The sequence below is a fragment of the Marinobacter zhanjiangensis genome (genome assembly GCF_014651935.1).
In the GTDB taxonomy this organism is placed as follows: Bacteria; Pseudomonadota; Gammaproteobacteria; order Pseudomonadales; family Oleiphilaceae; genus Marinobacter; species Marinobacter zhanjiangensis.
Window position 1 is genome coordinate 204,939 of the sequence record NZ_BMXV01000006.1, and the last position, 20,995, is coordinate 225,933.

General features: G+C 58.3%; 19 protein-coding genes. 15 read left to right on the top strand and 4 right to left on the bottom strand.

Annotated elements, in window-relative coordinates:
• Positions 1-56: 56 nt before the first annotated feature.
• Together IE079_RS13980 and fba are read left to right on the top strand one after the other, a co-directional pair.
• Positions 57-1,217, top strand: coding sequence for a phosphoglycerate kinase (locus tag IE079_RS13980; RefSeq protein ID WP_189577401.1), 1,161 nt, complete (start codon positions 57-59; stop codon positions 1,215-1,217).
• A 175-nt stretch (positions 1,218-1,392) separates the two neighbouring features.
• Entirely contained in the window at positions 1,393-2,457 is a 1,065-nt protein-coding gene (fba, locus tag IE079_RS13985; RefSeq protein WP_189577402.1) for a class II fructose-bisphosphate aldolase, read from the top strand.
• Between the two features lie 33 nt (positions 2,458-2,490).
• On the opposite strand, the gene IE079_RS13990 is transcribed toward fba, so the two are convergent.
• Positions 2,491-3,549 carry a glycosyltransferase family 9 protein gene (locus tag IE079_RS13990; protein ID WP_189577502.1) on the bottom strand — a complete coding sequence of 353 codons (1,059 nt, stop codon included), beginning with the start codon at positions 3,547-3,549 and terminating at the stop codon, positions 2,491-2,493.
• Positions 3,550-3,691: 142 nt separating this feature from the next.
• On the opposite strand from IE079_RS13990, the gene IE079_RS13995 reads away from it, so the two are divergent.
• The 13 genes from IE079_RS13995 (at position 3,692) to IE079_RS14055 (ending at position 17,999) form a co-directional block, all read left to right on the top strand.
• Positions 3,692-4,384 carry a 3-deoxy-D-manno-octulosonic acid kinase gene (locus tag IE079_RS13995; RefSeq protein ID WP_189577403.1) on the top strand — a complete coding sequence of 231 codons (693 nt, stop codon included), beginning with the start codon at positions 3,692-3,694 and terminating at the stop codon, positions 4,382-4,384.
• 25 nt (positions 4,385-4,409) lie between these two features.
• A complete protein-coding gene (locus IE079_RS14000; protein WP_189577404.1) occupies positions 4,410-5,714 on the top strand; it encodes an O-antigen ligase family protein in 1,305 nt (434 codons plus the stop codon).
• Between the two features lie 54 nt (positions 5,715-5,768).
• Positions 5,769-7,385, top strand: a complete 1,617-nt coding sequence (locus IE079_RS14005) for an aldolase catalytic domain-containing protein (RefSeq protein ID WP_189577405.1) — start codon at positions 5,769-5,771, stop codon at positions 7,383-7,385.
• A 14-nt stretch (positions 7,386-7,399) separates the two neighbouring features.
• Positions 7,400-8,158, top strand: a complete 759-nt coding sequence (locus IE079_RS14010; protein ID WP_227712509.1) for an HpcH/HpaI aldolase family protein — start codon at positions 7,400-7,402, stop codon at positions 8,156-8,158.
• Positions 8,151-8,843 (top strand): acylneuraminate cytidylyltransferase family protein, encoded by a 693-nt coding sequence (locus IE079_RS14015; RefSeq protein WP_189577406.1) that lies wholly within the window; start codon positions 8,151-8,153, stop codon positions 8,841-8,843. Before IE079_RS14010 ends, IE079_RS14015 begins: the two co-directional genes overlap by 8 nt.
• A 414-nt stretch (positions 8,844-9,257) precedes the next feature.
• Positions 9,258-10,151, top strand: coding sequence for a hypothetical protein (locus tag IE079_RS14020; protein WP_189577407.1), 894 nt, complete (start codon positions 9,258-9,260; stop codon positions 10,149-10,151).
• 78 nt (positions 10,152-10,229) lie between these two features.
• On the top strand, positions 10,230-10,955 hold the full coding sequence (locus tag IE079_RS14025; RefSeq protein ID WP_189577408.1) for a BUD32 family EKC/KEOPS complex subunit: 726 nt from the start codon (positions 10,230-10,232) through the stop codon (positions 10,953-10,955).
• A gap of 30 nt (positions 10,956-10,985) precedes the next feature.
• Entirely contained in the window at positions 10,986-12,068 is a 1,083-nt protein-coding gene (locus tag IE079_RS14030; protein WP_189577409.1) for a glycosyltransferase, read from the top strand.
• 85 nt (positions 12,069-12,153) lie between these two features.
• Positions 12,154-12,792, top strand: a complete 639-nt coding sequence (locus tag IE079_RS14035) for a hypothetical protein (protein ID WP_189577410.1) — start codon at positions 12,154-12,156, stop codon at positions 12,790-12,792.
• A gap of 45 nt (positions 12,793-12,837) precedes the next feature.
• Positions 12,838-13,494, top strand: a complete 657-nt coding sequence (locus tag IE079_RS14040; RefSeq protein WP_189577411.1) for an HAD family hydrolase — start codon at positions 12,838-12,840, stop codon at positions 13,492-13,494.
• Positions 13,495-13,510: 16 nt separating this feature from the next.
• On the top strand, positions 13,511-16,582 hold the full coding sequence (locus IE079_RS14045) for a PEP/pyruvate-binding domain-containing protein (protein ID WP_189577412.1): 3,072 nt from the start codon (positions 13,511-13,513) through the stop codon (positions 16,580-16,582).
• Complete coding sequence (locus IE079_RS14050) at positions 16,582-17,226, top strand: gamma-glutamyl-gamma-aminobutyrate hydrolase family protein (protein WP_189577413.1); 645 nt, start codon at positions 16,582-16,584, stop codon at positions 17,224-17,226. The genes IE079_RS14045 and IE079_RS14050 overlap by 1 nt, the downstream gene beginning before the upstream one ends.
• Positions 17,214-17,999: a phosphocholine cytidylyltransferase family protein gene (locus IE079_RS14055; RefSeq protein ID WP_189577414.1), complete on the top strand. Its 786-nt coding sequence runs from the start codon at positions 17,214-17,216 to the stop codon at positions 17,997-17,999. Before IE079_RS14050 ends, IE079_RS14055 begins: the two co-directional genes overlap by 13 nt.
• A gap of 5 nt (positions 18,000-18,004) precedes the next feature.
• Here IE079_RS14055 and IE079_RS14060 read toward each other — a convergent pair whose 3' ends face one another.
• The 3 genes from IE079_RS14060 to IE079_RS14070 are packed head-to-tail and all read right to left on the bottom strand — an operon-like array spanning position 18,005 to position 20,959.
• Positions 18,005-18,934 carry a sulfotransferase gene (locus IE079_RS14060; protein WP_189577415.1) on the bottom strand — a complete coding sequence of 310 codons (930 nt, stop codon included), beginning with the start codon at positions 18,932-18,934 and terminating at the stop codon, positions 18,005-18,007.
• Positions 18,931-20,118, bottom strand: a complete 1,188-nt coding sequence (locus IE079_RS14065) for a glycosyltransferase (RefSeq protein WP_227712510.1) — start codon at positions 20,116-20,118, stop codon at positions 18,931-18,933. Before IE079_RS14065 ends, IE079_RS14060 begins: the two co-directional genes overlap by 4 nt.
• Positions 20,111-20,959, bottom strand: coding sequence for a glycosyltransferase family 2 protein (locus IE079_RS14070; protein ID WP_189577416.1), 849 nt, complete (start codon positions 20,957-20,959; stop codon positions 20,111-20,113). The genes IE079_RS14065 and IE079_RS14070 overlap by 8 nt, the downstream gene beginning before the upstream one ends.
• Positions 20,960-20,995: the final 36 nt, after the last annotated feature.

Genomic DNA, 20,995 nt, shown 5'->3' on the forward strand with positions numbered 1-20,995 from the left:
GAAGGGCTCCGTGGCCAGAAAAGCATTTGAACTCTCAGAAAATGGAACTGTTGATTATGGCCATCAAGAAAATGACCGATCTGGATCTTGCCGGCAAGCGTGTGCTGATCCGGGAAGACCTGAACGTACCCGTCAAGGACGGCAAAGTAGGTAGTGACGCGCGTATCCGTGCCTCACTGCCCACCATCAAGGCGGCACGGGATGCCGGCGCGAAAGTCATGCTGATGTCCCATCTGGGTCGCCCGGAAGAGGGCGTCTATGACGAGGCCTCCTCCATGAAGCCGGTGGCGGACCACCTTTCCGGCGTGCTGGGCCAGGACGTGCGGCTGATCAAGGACTATCTCGAAGGCGTCAAGGTTGCTGACGGCGAGGTGGTGTTGTTCGAGAATGTCCGCTTCAACAAGGGTGAGAAGAAAGACAACGAGGATCTGTCGAAGCAGTACGCTGCGCTGTGTGATGTTTATGTCATGGACGCCTTTGGTACCGCCCACCGGGCCCAGGCCTCCACCCACGGTGTCGCGAAGTTTGCCCCCGAGGCTTGTGCCGGCCCACTGCTGGCGGCAGAGCTGGAGGCCCTGGGGAAGGCGCTGGATAATCCTGCCAAGCCGGTGGTTGCCATTGTGGGTGGGTCCAAGGTGTCCAGCAAGCTGGAGGTTCTCAATGCCCTGGAAAAGGTATGTGACCAGATCATCGTGGGCGGCGGCATTGCCAACACCTTCCTGGCAGCGGCCGGTCACCCGGTAGGCAAGTCCCTGTGTGAGCACGACCTGATCGATACCGCGAAGGAAATCGCTTCCCGCGTGGAAATCCCTCTGCCGGTGGATGTGGTGGTCGCCCCCGAATTTGACGAGAAGGCCACAGCAACCGTGAAGAACATCTCCGATGTGTCCGATGACGACATGATTCTGGATGTTGGCCCGGAAACTGCTGGAGAATTTGCCCAGTTGCTGAAGAATGCCAGGACCATTCTGTGGAATGGCCCGGTCGGTGTCTTTGAATTTGACCAGTTCGGCAACGGCACCCGCGCCCTGGCGGAAGCCATCGCCGAGAGCGACGGATTTTCCCTGGCGGGCGGCGGTGATACCGTGGCGGCGATCGACAAGTATGGCGTGGCCGACAAGATCTCTTACATTTCCACCGGCGGCGGCGCCTTCCTGGAGTTCGTGGAAGGCAAGACCCTGCCTGCAGTAGCTGTATTGGAAGAACGGGGCGCCTGATTTGGTGCCTGCCGCCAGGGAGCGGTGAGGCTTTCCGGGACACGCCGTGGATCCGTCCATGGAGGCTCTTCAAAAACGTCCCTGTTTTTGAAGGTCCCGGAAAGCCTCCCCCCACCCTGGCTTCGAAACTACGCGACCGGCTTCGAAGAACATATATCTATCAAGGAGAAAACCCATGGCCCTGATTTCGATGCGGCAACTGCTGGATCATGCCGCCGAGCATGGTTACGGTGTGCCCGCCTTTAATGTGAACAACCTGGAACAGATGCGCGCCATTATGGAAGCGGCCGACAAGACCGATTCCCCGGTGATCGTCCAGGCTTCTGCTGGCGCCCGCAAGTACGCCGGTGCGCCCTTCCTGCGCCACCTGATCCTGGCGGCAGTGGAAGAGTTTCCCCATATCCCGGTGGTGATGCACCAGGACCACGGCACCAGCCCGGGCGTATGCCAGCGTTCCATTCAGCTGGGCTTCAGCTCGGTGATGATGGATGGCTCCCTGGGTGAGGACGGCAAGACGCCGACCGACTACGAATACAATGTGGACGTGACTCGCCGTACCGTCGACATGGCCCACGCCTGCGGCGTGTCCGTGGAGGGTGAGCTGGGTTGCCTGGGCTCCCTGGAAACCGGGCAGGCCGGTGAAGAGGACGGCATCGGCGCCGAGGGCACCCTGGATCACAGCCAGATGCTCACCGATCCGGAAGAAGCGGCAGACTTCGTGAAGAAGACCCACGTGGACGCCCTGGCCATCGCCATCGGCACCAGCCACGGCGCCTACAAGTTTACCCGTCCACCGACCGGTGACATCCTCGCCATCGAGCAGATCAAGGCGATCCACGCCCGTATCCCGGACACCCACCTGGTGATGCACGGTTCCAGCTCTGTGCCCCAGGACTGGCTGGACATCATCAACCAGTACGGCGGCGAGATTCCGGAAACCTACGGTGTACCGGTCGAGGAAATCGTCGAGGGCATCAGGCACGGCGTGCGCAAGGTCAATGTTGATACCGACCTGCGCCTGGCCAGCACCGGTGCTGTGCGTCGTTTCCTGGCGCAGAACCCGGCCGAGTTCGACCCGCGGAAGTTCCTCAAGGAAACCATGAAGGCCATGACCGAAATCTGCGTGGCCCGTTACGAAGCCTTCGGCACCGCCGGCAACGCCAGCAAGATCAAGCCCATCAATCTCGAGCAGATGTATCTCCGCTACGAGGCCGGCGAGCTGGACCCCAAGGTCAAGTAAGCCTGCCCGAAGATGGGTTGAAAAGCCTCTTCGTCACTCCTGTGGCGAGGGGGCTTTTTTGCTGCTGGACTCGACCCACTGGTCCAGTGTCCTGGTGACGTCTGCCACTGTAATCAGCTCCATCGCCCCCTCGAATTCGGCCTTGGCGCCCCAGCGGGCCTCGTCCAAGGTTTTGCCCGTAAACCTTTCCAGAGCTTGCGGGTAGCGATTGACGCACCATTGCAGCGAATTGTACGGACCTGATCGGTCGGGATTGCTGGCAGCATACAACCCCAGGACATCGGTACCCATGGCACTGGCAATATGGGCCGGCCCGGTGTCCGGCGCGACCAACAGGTCAGCCCCGGCGAGCAGGGCGGTCAGCTGCTTGAGGGTGTCCTTGCCACAGATGTTGTGGGCTGTTTCTGCCATGATCTGTTCAATGGTGGCGCAGGCCTCCGCCTCAAATGGCGCCGGGCTGCCTACCAGGATGACCTTCATGCCGTGTTCCCGAATGGCGTGGTCGGCCAGCTGGGCATACCGCTCGGCAGGCCAGTTGCGCAGGGTGTGACTGGCACAGGGGCTGATGACCAGATTGCGGCGATCGTCGGCCAGGTGGCTGCGGGCGAACTCATGATCCTCGTCGCTCAGCGGTATATTCCAACGGGGGGGAGCCGCTGACAGGCCGAGCGGCTCCAGATAGCTGGCAAGGCAGTCGCGCACATGTTGTTTGGGCGCCGGAGGAATGCGGCGATTGATGAACAGGCTGTGCAGGTCCTTGCTGCGGGCTCTGTCGTAACCGATTTTCAGCTTTGCGGGTATGACCGCTGCGGCCAGGTTGGCGCGAAAGGCCACCTGCATGTGCAGCAGAGCGTCGAAGTGTCGTCCTTGCAGTTTCTGACGCAGCTCCCGGTAGCCCTTCCAGCCGGCTTTCTTGTCAAAGATGATGAATTCCACGCCTGGCAGGTCTCCCACCAACTTTGCCTCGATCTTGCCAATCACCCAGGTGATCTTCACACCCGGGATCTGCTCCTGAAGGCTGAGGACAACCGGGATAACGTGGGTGACATCGCCGATAGCGGACAGGCGGAGTATGCAGATGGAGTTGGTCAAACGGGGCGCTCGCAACGGTTCGGTATTCAACAAGTAGAGCCTGCGGGGTGGCTCCTGCTAAACTGCGCCCCATTCTAGCCCAATCCGGGGTGCGACGTCTTTGGCGGCGCCCCTTTGGTGGGCCTACCGAAAGAGTTCATTGATGCTGGTTGTAAACCCCGCCTACAAGGCCATCACCGAAGCCTGGTTTGATCCCGCCCGTTGGGGTGACCGAGCACAACCGGTATCCGCCGGAGGGCGTGGTAGTGCCTGGTTTGTGGGGACGGATCAAGGTGACATGGTGCTTCGGCATTATCGGCGGGGGGGGCTGGTGGCACGGGTATCGGAGCGCAACTATGTGTACACGGGCTGGCGGAATACCCGCTCGTACCGGGAGTTTCAGCTCCTGAGAGAGCTTCATGACCAGGGGCTGCCGGTACCGGAGCCTGTGGCGGCTTGTGCGAACAGGCGTTGGATGTGGTATCACGCTGCCATCCTGATCCGTCGTATTCCCGGGGCAGTGCCGTTTCCCGAGGTGGGCAACCTGCACGACGAGGCCCTGTGGGCTAAGGTTGGAAAAACCATACGCCGGTTCCATAACGCGGGGCTGGATCATGTGGACCTGAATTGCGACAACATTTTACTAAAGGGTGGAGACGTGTATCTCATCGATCTGGATCGGTGCCGGCTCAGGGGTGAGAGCGGAGGCTCCCGGTGGGAGAAGGGCAACCTTGACCGTTTGTGGCGCTCAGTTGAAAAACGGATCCGTCCGGTTACAGAAAGACAAACACCAATCCTATGGGATTGCCTGTTGGCAGGCTACTATAGGCCGCTTGAATCGATTGGAGCCAGTTGATTTTCTGGTACTAGGTCTGTGATCTTTGGGAAGTAAATCTGTGTCTAAGCTGTCCTTCCGTTCGCTGCTGGAGTGGATAATTGCACTGTCAGTGCTTCTGTATCTTGGTTCGATGGTCCTGGTGCCTGACCTCTATAATGTGGTCCCTGCGCTTCTGCTGCTGATGTCTCTGGTGGGGTTTCGGTACCGTAAGGTCGTCGATGCAATGGAGTATAAGGACTGGAGGTTATTTTCTGTATTCGCGGGTTACTTCGCTTGTTTCGTGGTGCTCGTCCTTTTGCATGGTGATGATGCTTCAAGCCTCGACCGCCCCAGCAGGTTCCTTGCTGCAGCCATCATTCTGACCCTGCTTTTGCGGATAAGACTGGCGCCTGTCGCCATGTTTGCAGGGGCCGCTATCGGAGGTATTGGTGCGGGAGTTTTTGCGGGGTATCAGGCGTTGGTTGACGGGGCCAGCCGTGTCACCAGTTTTGACAATTCCATCTATTTTGGCAATGGGGCACTGGTTCTGGCTCTGGTGGCATTCTGTGGCGTTGTCTGTGGGGTTCACCAACGGAGCTGGAAGCCTGCCTGGACATTGTTGTACTCCGCCGGATTTGCCGGTGCGATGTTGGCGTTGTTGCTCTCAGGTACCCGTGGCGGCTGGCTCGCCGTTCCCGTTGCATCCATGGTCTTCGTATGGGCCTACCGCCGCTACATCCTGGGACACCCGGGTGTGCTTGCGGCTTCCCTGGGGGTGCTGGTGGTCTTTGGCGGGACGGCGCTGAGCCTGGATGCTGTTTCGCAAAGGGTTGATGTGGCGGTAGAGCAAGCCAGTGACTACTTTGAAGGAGGAGAGGTCAAGGGGTCGTCCGTAGGGCTCAGGCTGGAGATGTGGCATGCCGGTTGGTTGATGTACTCTGGGCATCCGGTACTTGGTGTTGGTGATGACAACTTCGACCGTGAGCTACAGGCGCTGGTGGATGAGGGGCAGGTCGATGAAAGCATTCTCACTTTCCGGCACCTTCACAATCAGTTCGTCGATCATGCCGCAAAGGGTGGTTCTGTTGCTCTGTTGGCCCTGCTGGTTGTATTCCTCGGACCGCTGGTACTGTTCTGGTGCTATATGTCTTCGGATAACCCCCTGATCAAGGCACATGCCGTTCTGGGTGTTACCTTTGTGCTCACCTTCATGGTGTTCTGTCTCACCCAGGGTATGTTCAGCCGGAATATCGGGGTCATGATGTATGTTATCGTTCCTCTGCTGGCGTGGACTGTTATTCGTCAGGCCGAGGCCGAAAGTCAGCAAGTTTACCGTGAGTCGGAGGCAAAAATGGTTGCCCGGACATGAGTTCATGGGAAGATATTTGAAAGAGTTTTCGGGCTTTCTCCCGTGGAGGTTAAGATGAATCATCCCATTTTTCTTGACTGCACCCTGCGGGATGGGGGCTATTACAACCAATGGGACTTCCCTGTTGACCTGATCAATAACTACCTGGAAGCCATGTCCGCCCTGCGGGTGGATTTCGTTGAGCTGGGAATGCGCTCCCTGAAGAACGAAGGTTTCAAGGGTGGTTGCGCCTATACGACCGACCGGTTTATCCGCACTTTACAGGTGCCGGATGACCTCAATTTGGGCGTTATGGTCAACGCCTCGGAGTTGATTGGTGGCGGTCCCGATGCGCTGGCATCGCGGCTTGAACGACTGTTTGCCTCCGCTTCTGAGTCCAGTGTGACCCTGGTGCGGGTCGCCTGCCATGTTCATGAATTCGAGGAAGCCCTTGAGGCTGCTCGCTGGCTGAAAGACAAGGGATATTCCGTTGGCTTTAACCTGATGCAGGTAGCGGACAGGGGCGATGACGAGATTCGGCGCCTTAGCGCAAAAGCAGCCGAGTATCCACTGGATGTTCTCTATTTTGCGGACTCCATGGGTAGCATGTTGCCGGAAGACGTCCGGCGCCTGGTTTCGGTATTCCGCGAGAACTGGCACGGGGCCATGGGCATTCATACCCATGACAACATGGGTAACGCGCTGGCCAACTCACTGGCAGCCTTTGATTCCGGAGTAACCTGGCTGGATTCCACTGTCACCGGCATGGGGCGCGGTCCGGGCAATACCCGGACAGAGTACTTGGCGCTGGCAATGGACGAAAGACGACCACGAAGTGCCAACATCACACCTTTGCTGACGCTTATCCGTGAGTATTTCGAGCCCCTCAAACAGCTGCATCAGTGGGGCAGTAATCCCTACTACTATCTTGCTGGCAAGCACGGCATTCATCCCACCTATATACAGGAAATGCTGAGCGATCAGCGCTACAGCGAGGAAGACATCCTGGCTGCCATTGATCACCTCAAGGTTGAAGGCGGCAAGCGCTTCAGTCTCTCCAACCTGGAGTCGGCCCGACACTTCTATCAGGGCGAGCTCACCGGAAGCTGGGCACCGGCATCCCGCCTGCGCGACCGCGAGGTATTGGTCCTGGGGTCAGGCCCGGGTAGCCGGCGTCATCGGGACATGCTCGAGGCCTACATTCAGCAACACCAGCCGTTTGTGATCGCGCTGAATGCCCAGAAAGGTGTGTCTGAAGAGCTGATTGACATCCGGGCCGCCTGTCACCCTGTTCGCCTGCTGGCAGACTGTGATGCGCACCTGTTGTTACCTCAGCCCCTGGTCACGCCATTCTCCATGCTGCCGGACGATGTCCGCCAGTCGTTAGCGACCAAGGAAACCCTGGATTTCGGGCTGACCGTGGCCAGGGAAGGGTTCCGCTTTCATGAAAAGTGTGCCCAGTTGCCGAATTCCCTGGTTGTCGCCTATGTGCTTGCTATCGCAACCAGTGGTGGTGCCAAGGAAGTGCTTCTGGCGGGATTTGACGGTTATTCTGCCGATGACCCACGCAATGGCGAAATGGAAGAGCTGCTGGCGGCGTACCTGGAGCATCCAGGGCATCTCCCGATACGAAGTATTACACCCACCCGCTACCATGTCCCGGTGACAAGCCTTTACGGGCTGGTTGACTGACGAGGTATCTGTTCGTGACCCAACAATCCCTGAAGCAAAAACTCAAGTCCGGCCCCTGCATGGGGTTGTTCAGCAAGACAACCGACAGCGCCATGGTGGAAGCGGCGGGTCTTGGTGGCATGGACTTTATTATTCTCGATATGGAGCACGGTCCCGCCACCCTGGAAACCATGCATCACCATGTCCGGGCGGCCAGGCTGGGTGGCGTGGCCCCGGTAATCCGGGCGCGGGGGATAGATGCCCACGCCATTGGCAGCGCACTGGACACCGGGGCAGAGGGCGTTCAGGTGCCGAACATCAATACCGCCGATCAGGCCCGGGAGGCGGTCGCTGCGGCCCGCTTCCATCCCTATGGGCAGCGTGGCGTTTGCCGGTTCGTGCGAGCGGCACGGTTTGGAACCCAGCCCAAGGACGATTATTTTGCCGAGGCCAACGAAGCGACGCTGATCCTGCAGGTTGAGGGTACGGAGGGTGTCCGCAATCTGGACGAGATCCTGGAGGTCGAGGGGTTCGATGTACTTTTTGTGGGCCCATACGATCTTTCCCAGTCCGTCGGTAAGCCCGGGCAGGTAGAGGCCCCTGAGGTGATTGAGTTAATAGACGAAATTGCGCGCAAGGCAGAGGCCCGGGGTATTCTGCTTGGCGCATTCAGTGACCAGTTGGCCCGCTCACGGGATCTGATCAAGGGCGGCTTTAACTACCTGGCCCACTCCGTGGACGTCAATGTGTTTGCAGAGGCCTGCCAAAGACTCAAGGGGCAGATAAATGGCTGACTTGTCGAATATTTCAGTTATCGTCCCGGTCAGGGAGGGCAGCAGCCGTGTTCGGGAGAAGATCTTTCTGCCGTTTGGAGAGGAAACCACACTCCTTGAGTGGAAAATCGAACAGCTAAAGCAGGTTCAGAGACCGGGCCGGATTTTCCTGAGCTCAAACTCCGAAAAGGTGGCAGAGGTTGCCCGGAAACGAGGCGTGGAATTTCTGCCCCGAAATGATTACCTGAGTGTCGGTCATCAGGCCTCCTTCAGTGAAGTCATTACCGGCGTGGTTAAGGATATCCCTACGGACCACTTCGCCTGGGTAACCGTGGTCGTGCCATTGATGAGCCCCGACGAATACCGCGAAGGATTCGAGCTCTACCTGCGTGATGTGGTTCAGAACGGAACCCATGACAGTCTGGTGTCGGTGAACCTGCTCAAGGAATATTTCTGGGACGACAACGGGCCATTGAACTATCGCGCTGACCGGAACCATACCATCAGTCAGGACTTGCCCAATATCTACCGGGTCACCAACGGCCTGTATATGAGAAGCAGGGAAGCAACCCTGGACGAGGGGTACTTCCTGGGGCCTAATCCGCTTATGCATAAGGTCAGCAAGATGGCCGGAGTGGATATCGATGAATACGAGGACTACCAGATCGCCCTTGCCATGAAGCAGTTTTACGATGAGAGCCAGTGATCTGGAGGGCGCGGTTCCATCAATGATGACAGGATTCAGGCCAGTATGATCGCCAGGCTTATTTATGGCAGAAAGCGTAGGGACCGCTGGTGGCGATATCATGTTCTCAGAGCGGCGTTCATTCAGGCTCAGGTCGGCGGCAGGGAAGAACAGTCCCTGTCCCGGGCCTTCCGGCGCTTGGGGCATGGTCGGATCCCCACCGAACTGGTGTCGTTCTGGTGTAATCTGGTGGGGCTTGGCGCTTCTCGCAAGTCATCGCTTCAGCCTGACGACCTATCGCTCTTGGAGAAAAGTGCTGGTGAGCTGTCTCCATCTCTGGCTTCTGGCATATGCTGGCTGGATTTGTTCCGCCTTTGTATCGGAATCGGTTTCTTTCAGTTGGCCAGGATCTTGCGGAGCAAGGGGCTTGACAGAATGCAGGCGGATGGGGATGCCGGAAATGCGACCCTGGAGCAGGTGACGGCCGCCTGCTATGCGGACATCGAGGCGGAAGACTATACCGGCGCCCGAACACGGCTGCGCAGGATGGAAGCCATGGGGCGTACCGGAAAGAGGCTCGCACATGCGGACTGGTTTATCACCCTGATGGCTGCGGAGAGCGACTGCGACAGTCGCGGTATAGAGCAACTCCTGTCGGATAATGACCGCGAATTCGGTGCCCTGATTCGTGGCCAGCGCGTTGCGCTGGTGGGTCCGGTGCCCAGCAAGATTGCCCAGGGTGCAGAGATCGACGAACATGATGTGGTCGTCAAGTTTGGCTATCGAGGCGGTGACAAGGGGCGGGATCCTGAGACCCAGGGAGCCCGCCTGGACGTCTCCTATTACAATAACTCCCAGGCGAAGTTGCTGGCGGAGTCGAACTACGACGAGGTGTTTGCCTCAATCCGGTGGGCTGTGTGCAATAACCGCAAGGGGCTTTCGCACTTCCCCGAGGACTACCCGGGTTTGCGTCTGGTGGCTTCTTTGCAATGGTTGCTGCCGGACACCCATCTGAATGCTGGCCCCAATGCGCTTCTGGATCTGCTCAGGTTCGAGCCTTCGGGAATCAAAGTCTTCAATACCGACATGATGCTGTCTTCCGGCAGGTTTGCAGGCTATTTCCCGGACGGGGCCAAATCTATTGACCACACCCGCTCGTTTATCAAAACCCACGATCCCATACTGCAATACCAGCTAATGCATCGGCTATGGGTGTGTGGCCACATTGAGGGCGATGAACGGTTTGAGGAAGTGATGGAAATGGGTCTTGTGGGTTACCTCAATGAACTCCAGAAAGCCTATGGCGCAAACACCCGGGCGTTGGTGTAAGGGGAGGGGAGTGAATCGAGTATTTTGGCAGCACTGTCCCCGGATCTTGCACTTCCTTCCCCCAGGCAGGTCCTGACCATGTCGTTTTCCATCAATGACGGATCCTGGTATCTGGTGTCGAATCTGGACGAAGCCACCAGCTACGAATTGTTCGATGCTGTTGTTCGTGGTCAGATCCGACGCGAGCAGGTGTTCCGGGACAACTGGCGAACCCTGAGTGCCCAGGTCAGGTTCCGGGATGATGCCCTGCAGCTGAAGGTTTCCAGGGCCCGCAACAACCGTCGGTGGGAGCGATTGCTGACGCGATTCAGGGGTAGTGATGCGGTGCGTTCCTTCCGACATCTCGAGCGTATGTCCTCCATGGGTTTTTCTGCACCGGAACCTGTATTGGCGGGAGAGCAGCGGCGCGCGGGATTCGTGACCGACTCATTCGTCTGCTATCACTATGTGGACGGACGCCCCGCCGGACCGGAGGATGTTCCTGCAGTGCTGGAGGCTTTGAGAAAGCTTCACCGGCAGGGATACCTTCGCACAGATGCGCAAATCGCCAACTTCCTGATAGCTGGTGATTCCGTCGTGTTTATTGACTTCCGGCTAAAGAAACCCTGGTTTCTGCCGGCACTGCAGAAGGCTCGGGAGCTGGACCGGTTTCTCCGGAGTTGCCCGGACGCGAGGGATGCACTGACCGAAAAGGAAGTGTCGTCCAGATGGTTGCGTGTGGCCAGGTGGCTGGAGGATCTAAGCTTTGGAATCCGGCGCCTGAAGAGGCGATTCAGAGAACCGCGTAAGACAAGGAATTCCTGATGACCCCGGATATTTTCAAGTGAGCGACTTATGAAAAAAGCCGTGCTGTTCTGCCCCTCGAAGGTGTGGGGCGGGATCGAAAAGAACGTGCTGCTCAGGGCCCGTTTTCTGGGAGAAAGCGGGGTCCGAGTCTACGTTATCCTCCTGCAGGGATTCTTTGCTGAACGTTTTGAGGAGTTGGATAATGTGTCAGTGATTGAAGTGAAATCCCGGGGTGGGGATTTCAACCTCGCCGTCGTTGCCAACTATGTGAGAATTCTCCGTCGTCTTCAACCTGATGTCGTATTTGCCGCGCTCAAGAAAGACTGGTGGCTGGTTTCACTGTCTTCGAAGCTGGCCGGAGTGAAACGTGTCATCCTGTATCTCGGGATCGCACGAAGGGTAAAAAGCCCGGTCAAATTTTTCGCTATCTTCCGCTTGATGAAGTCCATCCTGATGGTTAACAGCGGCTCCCTGAAACAGGAAATGCTCAAACACCCCCGTTTTTTCGATGAAAACAATGTAGTCCGGGTGTACAACGGTTTCAGTCAGTCGGAGACCGAAGTGCCGGGGCTGGATTTTCGGGCCATGTTTGACCTGCCGGACGATGCAGTGATTGTGGGATGTGCCGGGCGCTTCAGCCCCATGAAGGGGTTCGACCTTTTGCCGGACGTGCTCTCTCGTTTGCCGGCCAATGTGCATGTAATCCATGCCGGTGAGGGGGAGTTCGAACAGCAGATCAAGGCGGAGATACAGGCGCGGCCGGAGTCCGAACGGATTCATTTCCTCGGTTATCGGAAGGATATGGACCGGTTCTTCAACAGCATCGACCTGTTCCTGCTGTGTTCAAGGAACGAGGGTATGGCAAACGTGCTCAACGAGGCCATGAGCTACGGCAAGCCGGTCATCTCAACCCGTGTTCCCGGCAGTGAGGAACTGCTGGGCGACGGCAGGTACGGCATTCTTGTTGACATCGACGATGTCGATGCCATGGCAGAAGCGGTCCTTGCTGTAGTGAATCGGGAAAGGCAATTCGATCCGTCAGAGCTCAGGCAGTGGATTGAAGGGGAGTTCGGTATGCACAGGATGGTTGCCGAGACCAACCGGTTGTTCTTCGAAACACCACTCCCCTAGAGCCCCGGACTGGAAGCCTGTATCGCGTATCAGACAAAACGCCACGATCTGATGGATGCCTGAATGTATAAAAAAGGTTGTTGAATTGGCACTAAAATATAAACTCAGGGCATTCTGGATCGATACCTTCAACCGTCTGAAATATGGTGCAGAGGCGCCTCGTTACGCGGAACGTATCTGGGTCCGTCCCTCTGAATGCAAACGATACATAGAGGCCCGGGATCTGGCCGATCGCCTGGGCTCGAAGGTGCGGCAGATGTCCGGGCGGGTCGTCTCCGAGTGGCCCGGGGACCTGGAGCAACCTTTCGAAAACCATCCCAAGCTGACCTATTGCTGGGCCCACTGGAAGGAAGGCAAAGACTGGCAGGACGCCGGTGCGATTGACTTTCTGCTGGGGAAAATCGCCATCTCTCCGACGGGAATCACGGACCAGTGCAGTACTCCTGAGGATGTCTGGAACCGTTATCGCACCCTTGATCTGATTTGGGATGGGGTAAAGGCGCAGGGCCATTTCCCCTCCCGTCAGGAACTGGACCCCGGCAACTACCGGGAGGTGGGCGGTATTCTGATTCATATCGGGCCGGGCGGCGAGCCGGTTTTTTCTGGCGCCGGCTGTCACCGGTTCGCTATGGCCCTGTTGCTGGATGCTCCATTCCCCGCTCAGCTGGGCTGCGTCCACGTGTCTGCATTGGAGCACCTGCCAAGGTTTCGGTCACCTGATTAAATAAAGGGCGCAGGGCGCCATAAATCTGCTTTACAGGGGGAGTTGATGGTCGATCTGGCCAGTTACAGAACATGGGTATTCGACTGCGACGGTGTGCTGCTGAACTCCAACAAGGTCAAGACGGATGCCTTCTTCCGCGCGGCAGAGCCATACGGCCGTGACAAGGCCTATGCGCTGGTGGACTATCATATCCGCCACGGCGGTATTTCCCGCTACGTGAAGTTCCATCTTTTCCTTTCTGATATCGTTGGCCATGAAAAGATTGATGAGGGTGAGCTCGGGGAGCTGCTCGATCATTACGCCAGCCATGTTCGGCAGGGGTTGCTGGACTGCGATGTAGCCTCCGGATTGACCCGTTTGCGTGAACTTACCTCTTCGGCTGGTTGGCTGGTTGTCTCCGGCGGTGACCAGGCGGAGCTTCGATCCGTTTTTGGCGAGCGTGGGCTGGCGGATTTGTTCGATGGCGGCATCTACGGCAGCCCCGATACCAAGGATGAGATTCTCACGCGGACCCTGAACGAGGGTATCCTCCGCCGGCCGGGGGTGTTTGTGGGCGACAGTCAGTACGATATTGAAGCTGCAACCCGCGCCGGTCTGGACTTTATTTTCTTACGGCGTTGGAGTGAGTCGGGTTTTGACTTCGCGGACGCAACCGTAAAGCTTGAGGGTATCGATTCTATCGTTGCCCGGCTCCAGCAGTAACGACAACGAGGTTGATTTGGAAACCACTACGGAATCTGCCGATAGCCGATTGATCATCCTGGGCGCAGGCAAACCTTACCGCGGCGAGCAGCACAGTGTCTTGCGGGGGACCAATGGTCATCGTCGGGTACTGGACTGGCTGCTTCACGCCATGAGTGACGTCTCGCCGGAGGTGCATTTCGTCGGCGGTTATCAGCTGAATGAAGTGGCGGAGCAGTATCCCCATCTTCATTATGTGGTGAATCCGAACTGGGAAACAACTGGCGCTGCCGCGTCGTTACTCGAGGCCTCTTTGAATGTGCGGGCGCCTAATTATGTTTCGTTCGCAGATATCCTGTTTCGCCGCTCCTCCGTACAGGCACTTTCAGAAAGTTCCGCCGATATCGCACTGTTGGTGGATAGCCGTTGGAGGCATCGCGTCGAACGTGCCGATGAAGATCTCGCCCGATGTGAGAAGGCGAATTTCCATGGGGAAATGGTCACCAGGCTGGGGCGGGATATCCCGACGGAGCTGGCGGACGCCGAGTTTGTCGGGCTGGTGAAGCTGTCTCAGACAGTTGCGGATTACATTGAAAACCGGCGTCACGATATTCCTGAGATTATTCGCTCAGAGAGTCTGTCGGGGTTCATCGAGCATCTCAGGGTGCGCGGCTTCACGGTAGAAGCCGTGGATGTGGCTGGTGACTGGGCCGAACTGAATGATCCCAGTGACCTGACACGCTTCATCCTGGGCACCAAGGCCCAGACTCTGCACCGGTTGCAGGGCATGGTGACCCATAGCCGGATCGAAGACCAGGTCAGTTTTACCGTTGCCGCCTGGTCCGATGAACCGTCGTCGATTTTGTCTGACATTGACCGGCGCCTGAGTCGTTCGAGTCGTCTGGTAGTGCGCAGTAGTGCCTTGTCGGAGGACGGTTTCGGAGTATCCAACGCGGGAGCCTACACCAGTCTTCTGAACGTGGAGCGTGCTTCCAGAGAAACACTGATGGGGGCTATTGATGAAGTTATCGCGTCCTATCCGGATGGCCATCCAGAAAATCAGGTCCTGGTGCAGCCAATGCTGCAGAATGTTGTCGCCAGCGGTGTTGCCTTTACCCGCGTGCTGGCGACCGGCGCACCCTACTATGTCGTCAACTACGACGATACGACCCGGAGTACTGAATCCATCACCAGTGGCTCGAGCCGCGAGCACAAAACCCTGTATTTGCACCGGGATGCCGCTGCTGACCACTATTGCATCCCCGACAATCTTAAAGGGCTGATACCGGCACTGAAGGAGGTGGAGTCCCTGCTGGATTTCGACTCGCTGGATATCGAGTTTGCGATATCCGAGGGCGCGGTTCTTCACATACTGCAGGTGCGCCCTATTGCCGTGCAGCATGAACTGGACAGTGCTGATGCGGCAAAAGAAGCGCTTGATCAGGCGTCAGCAAGGTTCGGGCAGTTGCAGTCGCCCGGGCCTTTTGTGGTTGGCAGCAAGGCATTGTTCGGGGTCATGCCGGACTGGAACCCGGCTGAGATTATTGGCACCCGCCCCGGCCGGCTTGCTGCAAGCCTCTACCGGTACCTGATTCTGGATGATGTATGGGCGCGTCAGCGGGCCGAATACGGATACCGGGATGTGCGCCCGCAACCGTTGCTGACCCAGTTTGCGGGCCACCCCTATATCGATATCCGGGCCAGTTTCAATTCGTTCATTCCAGCCACTCTTGATGACGATCTCGCTGGGCGATTGGTGGACTTTTATCTGTCCTGGCTACAACGACACCCGCATCTTCACGATAAAGTCGAGTTCGAAGTGGTGCCTACGTGTTTCAGCCTGGACTTTGATCAGTGGCGTGATCGCCTGGAGAACGGAGGAGGTTTCACGGCCAGCGAAGTGACTCAGCTGTCGGATGGACTCCGATCCATCACCGCCGGTGCTTTTCAGCGAACGCCATCGGATCTGCAGGCGCTGACCAAACTGCGGCAGCGCTTCGGAGTGATCCGCGAACAACGGATGGCACCGCTGGATAAGGCGATGGTTTTGCTGGAGGAATGTCGGCGCTATGGAACCTGTACATTCTCTCATCTGGCTCGCAGCGCCTTTGTCGCCGTTACTCTGCTGCGCTCGGCCGTTTCCCGGGGTGTGTTGTCCCAGCAGGCAGTTGATGCATTCCTGCAGACAATCCGGACTGTATCCCACCGTTTCACGGACGATGCCCTGCTGGTTCGTCAGGGTGAAAAATCGTTCCCGTCATTCGTGGAAGAGTACGGGCACTTGCGACCGGGCACTTATGATATTACGTCTCCCAGCTATGCCGAGGAGCCGGAGCGATACCTTCGTCCCGTTGTCGACAGCGCCCATCAGCCTGAGGAGTCTTCCGGAATTGAGCAATGGTTGGCGGATCGGGGGGCGTTTCAGGCCGCGCTGGCGGATGCCGGTCTGCCGGATCAGCCGGAGCCGGTTGAGGCCTTTCTGCGAGGTGCCATTGAGGGACGTGAGCTGGCAAAGTTCGAGTTCACCCGCCACCTCTCCCTGGCACTGGATTGCCTGGCGGAAGTGGGGATGGCCCATGGTATTGATCGGGACCAGATGGCCCGGATTCCGCTGGAAGGTCTGGAGGCGCTTCGGGCCGGAAACCTGGGCGTATCGGATGTGGGGCAGTGGCTGCGGCAACAGGCTGAAGAAGGCCACGAAGCGGAACGGGTTGCATCGCTGGTGGAGCTGCCCCCGCTGCTGGTCTGCCCGGACGACTTCCAGGGCTTCCTGTATGCCGATAGTCACGCCAACTACATCGGCAATGCCCGCGTTCAGGCTGATTGTGTAGACCTCGGTCAGGCAGGGTCGTTAGAGGGCGAGCAATCTCTGGCTGGACGTATTGTACTGATTCCCCAGGCAGATCCGGGATATGACTGGCTGTTCGGTCACGGTATCGCCGGGTTGGTCACAATGTACGGTGGCGCCAACTCGCACATGGCCATCCGTGCTGCAGAATTTGGCTTGCCGGCGGCTATCGGGGTTGGTGAAGCGACGTATGCGCGTCTCTCGGGGGCGTCGGTACTGGAGCTGGATCCTGCCAACAAGCGACTGGAGATTATTCGCTGATGCGACTTGCAATCACCCAACGGGTTGAAGTGGTAGCTTCTCACGGTGAACGACGGGATTGCCTTGATCAGCAATGGGCGACATTTCTGGAGAGTCTCGGTTTCTCGATGCTGCCAGTGCCCAATAACCTTGATTCCCCGGTTGACTGGCTGGAAGCGCTCGAGGTGGACGGACTGCTGCTGACCGGAGGCAATGATATTGCCGGGTTACCGGGGGCCAGCAACGTGGCACCGGAAAGGGATCAGACAGAAACGGCGTTGCTGACCGCGGCGAGCGAGAGGCAGATGCCTGTCCTTGGCGTCTGCCGTGGGATGCAGATGATGAACCACTGGCTGGGTGGCGCGCTGGAACCAGTCACCGGCCATACCGCCGTGCGACACCAGCTCAATGGACGTCCGACCGAACCGGGACTCGAGGCCTTCCGCGACGTGAACAGCTTTCATGACTGGGGCATCCCGTCTGCCGGACTGGCGGAATCGCTGGTGGCCCAGTTACACAGCGACGACGGCTATGTGGAAGCATTTATACACAAGTCACTGCCCTGGGCCGGGATCATGTGGCACCCGGAGCGGGAAGCACCGTTCTGCGAGCCGGACCGGACAATTGTTCACCGAGTATTCAGAGAGAGATTATGCAAACACTGATTCTGGCAGCAGGGCAGGGTACCCGGCTTCGCCCGTATACCAATGACCGCCCGAAGTGCATGGTTGCACTGGCAGGTAGGCCATTGCTCCACCACCAGCTGGCCACCATGGCTCGTTGCGGCGTGGAAGAGAACATCACGGTTATCGGTGGTTACCGCGCAGCTGACCTGGACCCACAGCACGGTGCTCTGGCGATAAATCCGCGGTTCGACCAGACCAATATGGTGCTGACCCTGTTCGCTGCCCGAGACAAAATGGTGGATGGCGAAGACCTGTTGATCAGTTATGGCGATATTGTCTACGAGGCGCGGGTGCTGCAGGCTGTGGTCGACTGTGATGCCCCGGTCTGCCTGGCCGCCGATCGTGAATGGAAGCGGCTCTGGCAGCTGCGTATGGATGAGCCACTGGACGATGCGGAAACCTTCCGTATGGACGGTCAGGGCTACGTCACGGAACTGGGGCGCAAGCCCAGCAGTTATGATGATGTCGAGGCGCAGTATATGGGGCTGATCAAGATCCGGGGCGACCAGGTTTCGCGGTTCAAGGCGTTTTTTGACGGCCTGGACCGGTCTGCCACCTATGACGGCAAGGATTTTGACAACATGTATATGACCAGCCTGATCCAGGGCATGATCGACGCCGGCTGGCCGGTAAAGGCTTGCCTGGTGGATAACGGCTGGCTGGAAGTGGACACGGCGGACGAACTGGAAGCCTATGAAGCCATGGCGGCCTCGGGCGACCTGGATGCCTACTGCCGGCTGGAAACATCCTGAGCCAGCTATTCTGGCAGGTTAGCCCGTAGCTGCCGCAGGCGGTCCACCAAGGGGCGGTAGCCTTTGAGGGTCTGCTGGATGGCCTCCGTCTGGCCGATGCCGATATTCCGGGCGGACTCCTGGGGCTTGAAGGGGGCCCCTGCCATCTGTTCCGGCTCCATGCCCAGGAACCGGCATAGCCGGTCGGCCTGGCTGTCGTGATCTTCCACGAAAGCCTCGAAGCTGACGTTCAGAAGGCGTCCTTGTGGCAGTATCCGGTGTAGCTCCAGCAGGGCTTCTAACTTGTTGGCAATGCCGTTGAGGACATAGGCCACGTCATCGGTTTCGGTGTCGTCAAAGGCCGGGTCGGATTTGCGCTTGCCGATCTTGCCTTGTCGAACCACCTCCGCAAACTGGTCTTCCGGGTCCCGGTGGACCACAATCAGCCGGTAAGGCTCGAAAACACCTGGCCAGGTGTGCTCATGCTTGCCTATCCAGATGGGCTGGTTCCAGACAACGGCTTTTCGGTTTCCGGTGATATGCTGACCCACGGCCTGTAGCCATTCATTCCAGGCTGTCACGTCACTTGGCTGACCTGAGCGTGCCAGTTGTTGGCGGTACTGTTCCAGGTATTTCAGCTTCAGTTGTTGATGGAATACCTGGTCCTTCAGGGACAGGCTGGCGGGATCGGGGGTGCCACGCTGTTTCCACCAGGCCGCCGGCAACTTGCCGAGGGCCGTCTCCAGCCAGGTCCGGCGGGCCAGTTTCACGGCCTGGGCTGCGGTGTCTGATTCCAGCATGGTGCCAAGCCGGCCCTGACGCTTGAAATCGGTAAACTCGCCCTTGGGCACCCGACACTCGGGGTGCCCCTTCAGGTAGTCCACCACGGCACCGGAGCCGGACCAGTAGATGCCTGCAACCAGGACGTTCAGGGGAGTGGGCGCGTGTTGGTTCATGGGGTTTCAACTTCAGGTTCTGACAGGAATGCTGCGGTCACTACATCACTGCGGAATGGCGCCAGCCATTCCTCCTGCACCGTGATCGGTAGCCGCGCTACCGTGGATTCCAGACCAGCTGCCAGTCCATCCACGCTAGCAGGCGTCAGGAACTGCTCCAGTTCGCCACGGAATACAAACCGGACGCCGCCCCGGCTGTCGGTGGACAGGATCGGCGTGCCACAGGCCAGCGCCTCGGTCAGCACAATCCCCAGTCCCTCATACTCAGACGCCAGCACAAACAGGTCGGCCCGCTGCATCCAGGGATAGGGGTTGCGCCGCTTGCCGGCGAACATCACCCGCTCGGCAATACCCAGCTCTTTGGTTTTTCTTTCAAGTTCCTGGCGTAAGGGTCCTTCGCCGACAATCACCAGCTGGTGCGATATGTCGGCCTTTGCGAAGGCCTCCAGCAGCAGGGCGTGCCCCTTCTGGGGCACCAGCCGGGCGACGTTGACGATATAGGGCGATGCCGGGATATCCGGATCATTCTCTTGTGCCATAGCCTGGATCTGCTCCATGGGGCAGGGGTTGGTGATAACCCGCAGGCTCCTGGGTGTGATGTTTCCGAGCGCAAACGCCTCTTCGGCGGATTCCTGAACGCCGGACGAAACACAGGCCAGGTGGCGACCTTCAAATACCAGTTTCCACTCCCGGCGCTTCTGCCACAGGGGGCGGTCGTAATGGATGACATTTTCCAAAACATAGATGCAGCGGTCATCCCGGAACGACCAGAAATACTTGAAGGTACCCAGGCCCCGAAAGATGATGCGGTCGAAGCGACCATGCTGACGCTCGAGCTTGCGGATGTGACGCTTGAGTAACCAGCCCTGCAGCCAGCCCACCCAGATGAAGTGGGACCGGGGCAGGATTACGCCCAGAACAAGCCGCGACAGCAGGAACACGGGAATGCCCACTACCGACTTCATCAACTGCTGGAGCTGGTCCCAGTGATGCAGGGTAACCCGGCTGTCCGCCGGTTGCAGGTCGTTAGGCTGGTTCCGGCAACTGAGCAGGTGGCTGTCGTGGCCCTGTTCGGCGAAGGCATCCGCCAGATTAACAGCTACTCGCTCCATGCCGCCCATCTTCAGGCTATGGATGACGACGAGGGTTCTCATGGGCTGATTGGCAGAGCGGTTTTCAGGCATCGGAACGGGACTTCTCGATGCCGTTCTCCGCCCGGAAGGTACGGTTCGCCTTCACGGCCTTGCGGATAGCCCGGTTCTTCTCCCAGATTTCCGGCTTCGAGTAACCCCGGGCGTGATCCAGGTGCAGGCAAACGGTGCTGTAGCGGATCTGTTTGGACTTGAGGCCGTAGTTCCACAGGCGTTCGCCCAGTTCCCGGTCCAGGCCGCCGTACTGCATGTCCTCGTTGAAGCCGTTGACGGCGATCAGGTCGCGGGTCCAGGTGGAGCTGTTCATGCCATTCCAGCTGGCTGCAGCCGGGGTCACGGCGTTGAGCAGTTTGCGAAAGTTGTTTGACGGCGACAGTTTCCAGAGCTTGTGATTCTTTGGCTGGCCGTGTTCCACCAGCCACTGCGGGTCGAAGATGACGCCGCTGCGGATGTCGTCGTCGGAGATGCTTTCCGACACTGCCATGGTGAGCTTGATATAGCCGCCGGACAGGAAGTGTCTGGGCTCCGCCAGGCGACGGTGGGTGGCGATAAAATCCGGCTCCGGGATGCAGTCGCCATCGGTAAAGATCAGGTAATCGCAGTCTGTCTCGCGGATGGCCTTGTTGAGGATCTGGCACTTACGGAAGCCTTCATCTTCATGCCATACGTGGTCGATGGTGAGGATGCCCCGTTCACGAAAGCGGTCGATCAGTTGACGCGTTTCGTCGGTGGATCCGTCGTCGGCCACGATCACCCGGAAGTCATTGTCCGACTGGTTCTCATACCCGGTCAGGACCTTGCCAAGCCAGACCGGAGAGTTGTAGGTGGTGATGACCACGCCAATCGCATTGGGTGCTTTGTCGTTTACGGGCATAAATCGTGAACAGGCTCAGAAATGTGAAACAGATCC